Source organism: uncultured Subdoligranulum sp., assembly GCF_937890665.1.
Genome location: NZ_CALADU010000002.1, coordinates 1 through 6,399 on the forward strand (window position 1 = coordinate 1; position 6,399 = coordinate 6,399).

The following is a 6,399-nucleotide window of genomic DNA, read 5'->3' on the forward strand; positions in this document are numbered from 1 at the left end:
TTGCGGGCGATGATCATGTTGGACACCGCCACGCCGCCGGGCAGAAACATTGCCCAGATGGTGTTGATCAGGCCGGTGTCACGGACGATCAGGTAGGTGGGGATCAGACCGCCGCCGAAATACATCGTGATGACGAAAAAGATGTTGAAGAACTTGCGGCCCGGCAGGTCGGGGTTGGACAGGGGATAGGCGGTGATGTAGATCATGATCACCGAGAAGAGGGTGCCCACCACCGTGTATTTGATGCTGTTCCAGTAGCCCATCAGGATGCTGTCGTCCGAAAAGACGGCGGCGTAGCCTTTCAGGGTGAACTGGCTGGGCAGCCAGAAGGTTTTGCCGGCGTAGACGTCGTAAGGGTCGGACACCGACGCCACCAGAATGTAGTACAGCGGGTAGGCGACCACCAGCAGGATGGCGATGGACAGCACCACCAGCACCACATCGCTGGCGCGGTCCGACAGGCCGCCCGGGCGCTTGCCCAGCGTTTTGGAATTGGCAGACATGGGAAGGCCTCCTTTACACAAACTGTACGTCGCTGGCCTTTTTGGCGATGCGGCTGACGATGATCAATAGGATGATGTTGACGGCGGTGTTGAATAGGCCGATGGCCGTGGAGTAACTGTACTCGGCATGTTGGATACCTTGTTCGTACACATAGACGGCGATGATGTCGCTGGTGGCTTTGTTCAGGTCGGTTTGCAGCAAAAAGACCTTTTCAAAGCCGATGTTCATCAGGTTGGAGGCGCTGAGGATAAGCTGCAGCACCGCCATGGGCACCAGCGCAGGAAGATCGATGTGGAGGATGCGCTGGAATACCGAAGCGCCGTCCACCTTGGCGGCTTCGTAGAGGGCGGTGTCCACGCTGGACAGCGTCGCCAGATAGATGATGGTACCCCAGCCGGCCTCCTGCCAGATGCCGCTGGCCACATAGATGGTGCGAAACAGGGTGCTCTGGTTGAGGAAGTCGATGCTGGTGCCGAAGATCAGGTTGATCAGACCGCCGGAGGGGCTGAGGAAGATGCGCAGCATACCGCAGATGATCATGGTGGAGATGAAGTGCGGGGCGTAAAGCACCGTCTGCACCACCCGCTTGAGCCGGTGGAACCGCAGTTGGTTCAGCGCCAGCGCCAGAATGATGGGCACCGGGAAGCTCCACAGCAGGCTGTACAGGCTCAGCAGGATGGTGTTCTTGATCATCCGCCCGCAGTTGGGGGAGGAGAAGAACTCCTCGAACCATTTCAAGCCCACCCATTCACTGCCGGTGATGCCCCGGCTGGCCTTGAAGTCCCGGAAGGCGATCTGGATGCCGTACATAGGCCCGTACTTATACACAATGGTGATGAGGACGGGGACGAGCAGCAGCAGGTAAAGCTGCCAGTTTTCCGCAATGCGCTGTTTCAGCGGTTTGCGGTGGGCGGGGACTGCCTTGGCTGCTTTGCGGGCTTTCCGCTTGGGGGCAGGGGCCGCCGCAGGCTTGGCCACAAGGGTGCCGTCCGCTGTGGCACGAGGGTTCTTCATGATGGATTCCTCCTTCTTGCAAAACCGGTTGCTGTGAATCGTTTCATGTATCTTGTGAAACAAAAATACCACCCTGCTCCCCAAAAGTCAATGGGTTTAGGCCGAAAAACAAGCGCAGCAGGGCGGTTTTGGCGTTTTGTACAATCTGGGGCAACGGTTCTTGTGAAAAATGACCCGGTGAAAAGCCGTGAAAATGCGCGATTATTTCATGAACTGGCTTTACAATCCCCGTGAAGCGGTGTATAATAAGAACCAGAAACTGCAAGCTGCGAGGTGAACTGTTCATGAAAGGCGAACGACAAACCGCCACGATGAGCGATGTAGCCCGGGAGGCCGGTGTGGCGTTGGGCACGGTGTCCAAGGTCATCAACGGGCTGCCGGTGGGCGAAAGCTACCGTTTAAAGGTGGAGGCTGCGGTCAAAAAGCTGAACTATCAGGTGAACCCCAGCGCCAAGGCGCTGAAAAGCAACCGCACCAACACCATTGCGCTGATCATCCCCAACACCATCACCCCCTTTTTTGCGCTGCTGACCCACTACGTCAACATGGCGCTGGAAAAGAGGGGCTATAAAATGATGCTCTGCTTTACCGAGTATGACCGGGACCGGGAGCAGGAGTTTGTCAGCATGGTGGTACACAACCGGGTGGACGGCATCATTGCCCTGACCTACAACCCCACGCTGGAAATCCCGGCGGGCATCCCCTTTGTGACCATCGACCGGTTTTTCAGTGTTTCGGTGCCCTGCGTGGCGTCGGACAACTTTGGCGGCGGCCAGTTGGCGGCCAAAAAGCTGGCCGAACTGGGCTGCAAGCATGTGGCCTGCCTGCGCACCGGTTCCTCCCTGACCAACGAGCCCAGCAAGCGCAAGGATGGCTTTGTCAGCGGCTGCATGGAGGCCGGACTGGCCTTTGAGATGTGCAACCTGTCGGACGGCGCGCCGCTGTCCGCCTTTGAGGTATTTTTGCGCCACAACCTGCTGGAAACCGACACCCCGCTGGACGGGCTGTTCTGCGGCACCGACCTGATGGCCTGGCAGGCCGTCAAGATGGTGCAGGCCTTGGGGCTGCGGGTGCCCGAGGATGTGCAGGTTATCGGCTTTGACGGGGTGCGGATGTTCGGCGATAAGGATTATATCTGCTCCACCATCGTGCAGCCCGTGCCGGATCTGGCCGAAACGGCGGTCAGCATGGTGCTGTCCAAGGATTTCACCGGTCTGCCGCCGCTGGTCTGTCTGCCGGTGCGGTATCAGCCCGGGGGCACCACCCGGGATTCGCAGCCGGCCACGGTATAAAAAAGGAGAGGACTTGACCATGAATCTCTTTCGTCCCTATTCCATGGGGGAACCCCGCCGCGACGAGCGGGGACGGCTGGTGGGCATCGACCGGTATCAGGATGTGCTGGGCCGGAACTGGAAGCGGTTCTTCCTCACCGGCCTGATGACCATACTGGGCTGCCTGCCCCTGACGGTGGGGGTGGCCTACGCCATCCTCAGCAGCAGCGTGCTGGTGCTGCTGCCCGCGGGTCTGGTGGGCGGCGCCATCGCGGGTCCCTTCCTGGCCTGTTTGTACGACACGGTCCTGCGGGCGCTGCGGGACGCCCCCGGCAGTTGGGGGCAAAACTATAAGCGCAGTCTGGCCCAGAACGCCCGGGCCGCCTTGCTGCCCGGCGCCCTGACCGGGTTGTTTCTGGGGGCTGCGGCCTTCGCGGGGATGATGCTCTTTTTCTGGAGCACCCTGCGCCCCGGGGCGGTCACCATTCTGGTCTATCTGTTTAGCTGGCTGGTCTTTTTGGTGTTGTCCACCCTCTATTGGCCCCAGCTTGTCCTCTTTGAACAGCGGCCGATGGTCCGGCTGCGCAACGCACTGCTTTTTACCGTCCGGTATTTCTGGGCCACGGTGGGGGCGGCGCTGCTCCAGTTGGTCTGGTGGGCCTTGATGTTCCTGTTTGCCCCCTGGACCCTCTTGCTGCTGCCCTTTGTGGGGGTCTGGTTTATTCTGTTCGCGGCGCTCTTCCTGCTCTATGACCGGCTGGACAAGGCTTTCGCCATCGAGGAAAGCATTGCCCGGGCCTTCCCGGAACAGGTCCCGCCCCAAGACTGATACGATAAGGAGAACGCGCTATGAAAGATGTTGTGGCATTGGGCGAACTGCTCATTGATTTTGCTCCCGTTTCCGCCGACGAGGCGGGCTACCCCACCCTGAAAGCCCAGCCGGGCGGCGCACCGGGCAACTTTTTGGCGGCGCTGCAAAGCTATGGCTGCTCCACAGCCCTCATCGGCAAGGTGGGGGACGACGCCTTCGGCCATCTGCTGGTGGGCACCCTGCAAGGGCTGGGCATCGGCACCGAGGGCATCGTGACCGACCCGGCGGTGTTTACCACGCTGGCTTTTGTCACGCTGGATGCCACCGGCAACCGGTCCTTCAGCTTTGCCCGCAAACCCGGCGCCGACACCTGCCTGCGCACCGAGGAAATCAACTACACCCTGCTGGACGACTGCAAGGTGTTCCACTTCGGAACTTTGAGCCTGACCGGGGAACCCGCCCGGGAAGCCACCCAGGCGGCGGTGGCCTATGCCAAAAAGCAGGGCAAGCTCATCAGCTTTGACCCCAACCTGCGCAAACCCCTCTGGCCCGACGAAGCCGCGGCCAAGGCCCAGATCGAGTGGGGGCTGCATCAGGCGGACATCGTCAAGATCAGCGACGAGGAGATCGACTTTTTGTGGGGCCTGACCCCCGAGGCCGGCGCCCAGAAACTGCTGAAGGAATACGGCGTGCGCCTTGTCTATGCAACGCTCGGCCCCAAGGGTAGCCATTTTGCCAACCAGAATGGCTGCGGCGAGGTGCCGTCCCCCACGGGGCTGCATGTCATCGACACCACCGGCGCCGGGGACATCTTCGGCGGCAGCGCCATGAGCCAATTTTTGCGGCTGGGCAAAGCGCCGGAAACGCTGACCGTCGACGAGATGGCCGCCGTCACCCGATTTGCCTGCTGTGCGGCCAGCCTGTCCACCCAGACCCATGGCGGCATCAACAGCGTGGTGCCGGAAGCCGAGGTGCGCAAGGTCCTGTAAAGCCCGAAAAAGACCCCATCCCTTGCTGGGAAACGGTTGTCGTTTTGCCCCGGTTCGTGGTATGATAGAGGCACGAACAACCTGCACACAGGCAGCGAGGCATGGGTTATGAACCGAATTTTGTATGTGGGGGAACACCCCAAGATTTACAACGTGCGGATGCACAAACATGACCACTGGGAGGTGGTCTACTGCACCGCGGGGGAGGGGACCTTCCGGTTTGAAAACCAGCCCCCCATCACCTATCAGGCGGGGCAGACGGTGGCCATTCCCCCGGGGGTGGTCCATGGCAATTCCAGCACCGACGGCTTTTCCAACATCCATATCATCTTGGAATCCCCCGCTTTTCCCTATCAGGAGGCGTTCTGCGTACAGGACGAAAACGACAGTCTGGCCAACGCCTTTGCGCAGGTGCGGATCTACCATATGTCAGAGCGGCAAAAGCACGAACTGGTGCTGGCTGCGCTGGGGGAACTGATCGTCAGCTATCTGGTGGTGTTTTGCAGCCGGGTGGAATACTCCGAACCGGTGGCCCGTATCCGGGAAAACATCCAGCAGAACTTTGACCGCCCCGACTACCGGGTGGAGGATTTTCTGCGCACCCAGCCCTTCCACTACGACTACCTGCGCAAGCGGTTCCAAAAAGAGGTGGGCCAGACCCCGCTGGAGTACCTGACCCATCTGCGGATGAAAACCGCCGAGCGGATGCTCACCCTTTGGGCGGACGGCTATACCATCGCCGAAGTGGCCGAAATGTGCGGCTTTGACAACGCCCTCTACTTCTCCCGTATCTTCAAAAAATATCACGGATGCTCTCCGTCCCAGTTCATGAAAGAGCAGGTCCATTTTTGTGCGGATCTGCCGGATCGTACAGAATTGGAACCCTGACCGGCGCGCGGCGCTGGGGGCCGGCGGACGGCACGGCCGTTGCGCCCCGCAAGAAAAAACGCCTGTCAGCGCAAAAAGTTCCCCGGCAATATTGCCGATTTTGGAACTGTGCTTTTGTGCGTTTTTACCAAGGGGCGTTTTTTTGTGACGACGGCTGCCCCCGAAAGATCCGTTTTGTGCATGAATTGATTCGGAAAAGGCATTCCGCTTTTGCCTGTGGCTCGCTATACTGGTAGACAGAAAGGCAGGGCCGGACAGGCCATGTTTTGGACTGCGCGGGCTTTGGCCCGCACCCACCTATACAAAAGGAGGATACCGTTTATGGAGATCCGTTATTCTTGCAACCAGCGCGACTTCAAGCGCTACACCACGCAGGAGACCCGGGACGAGTTTCTCATCACCGGGCTGTACAAGGCCGACGAGGTGGTAGCGGTGTACAGCCATGTGGACCGCATGGTCACCTTGGGCTGCATGCCGGTCCACGAGGAAGTGTCCATCGACAAGGGCATCGACGTTTGGGCCAACTTCGGCACCCACTACTTCCTGGAGCGCCGGGAAGTGGGCCTCTTCAACATTGGCGAGGGCGCCGGCACCGTCACGGCGGACGGTGTGGAATACCACATGAACTACAAGGACTGCCTGTACATCACCCAGGGCACTAAGGAAGTCACCTTCAAGAGCGATGATGCCGCCCATCCCGCCAAGTTCTACATGGTGTCCGCCCCGGCCCACTGCCGGTACGAAACCAAGCTCATCACCATCGAGGAGGCTGCCAAGCGTCCTCTGGGCAGCTTGGAAAGCTGCAACAAGCGCACCATCAACCAGTTCATCCATCCCAGCGTTCTCAAGACCTGCCAGCTCTCGATGGGCATGACCTGTCTGGAACCGGGCAGCAACTGGAACACCATGCCCAGCCACACCC

General features: G+C 59.9%; 6 protein-coding genes and 1 pseudogene. 5 read left to right on the top strand and 2 right to left on the bottom strand.

Annotated elements, in window-relative coordinates:
* Both Q0526_RS00120 and Q0526_RS00125 read right to left on the bottom strand, forming a co-directional pair.
* A pseudogene (locus Q0526_RS00120) lies at positions 1–503 on the bottom strand (carbohydrate ABC transporter permease); the annotation flags it as partial.
* A 13-nt stretch (positions 504–516) separates the two neighbouring features.
* Entirely contained in the window at positions 517–1,518 is a 1,002-nt protein-coding gene (locus Q0526_RS00125; protein ID WP_298729668.1) for an ABC transporter permease subunit, read from the bottom strand.
* A gap of 284 nt (positions 1,519–1,802) precedes the next feature.
* On the opposite strand from Q0526_RS00125, the gene Q0526_RS00130 reads away from it, so the two are divergent.
* From Q0526_RS00130 to kduI, 5 genes are all read left to right on the top strand, one after another.
* Positions 1,803–2,810, top strand: a complete 1,008-nt coding sequence (locus Q0526_RS00130; RefSeq protein WP_298729669.1) for a LacI family DNA-binding transcriptional regulator — start codon at positions 1,803–1,805, stop codon at positions 2,808–2,810.
* 19 nt (positions 2,811–2,829) lie between these two features.
* Positions 2,830–3,618, top strand: a complete 789-nt coding sequence (locus tag Q0526_RS00135) for a hypothetical protein (protein WP_298729670.1) — start codon at positions 2,830–2,832, stop codon at positions 3,616–3,618.
* A 20-nt stretch (positions 3,619–3,638) separates the two neighbouring features.
* Positions 3,639–4,589: a carbohydrate kinase gene (locus Q0526_RS00140; RefSeq protein ID WP_298729671.1), complete on the top strand. Its 951-nt coding sequence runs from the start codon at positions 3,639–3,641 to the stop codon at positions 4,587–4,589.
* Between the two features lie 108 nt (positions 4,590–4,697).
* Positions 4,698–5,477, top strand: coding sequence for an AraC family transcriptional regulator (locus Q0526_RS00145; RefSeq protein WP_298729673.1), 780 nt, complete (start codon positions 4,698–4,700; stop codon positions 5,475–5,477).
* A 321-nt stretch (positions 5,478–5,798) separates the two neighbouring features.
* A partial coding sequence (gene kduI / locus Q0526_RS00150) for a 5-dehydro-4-deoxy-D-glucuronate isomerase (RefSeq protein WP_298729675.1) occupies positions 5,799–6,399 on the top strand: 601 nt, incomplete at its 3' end.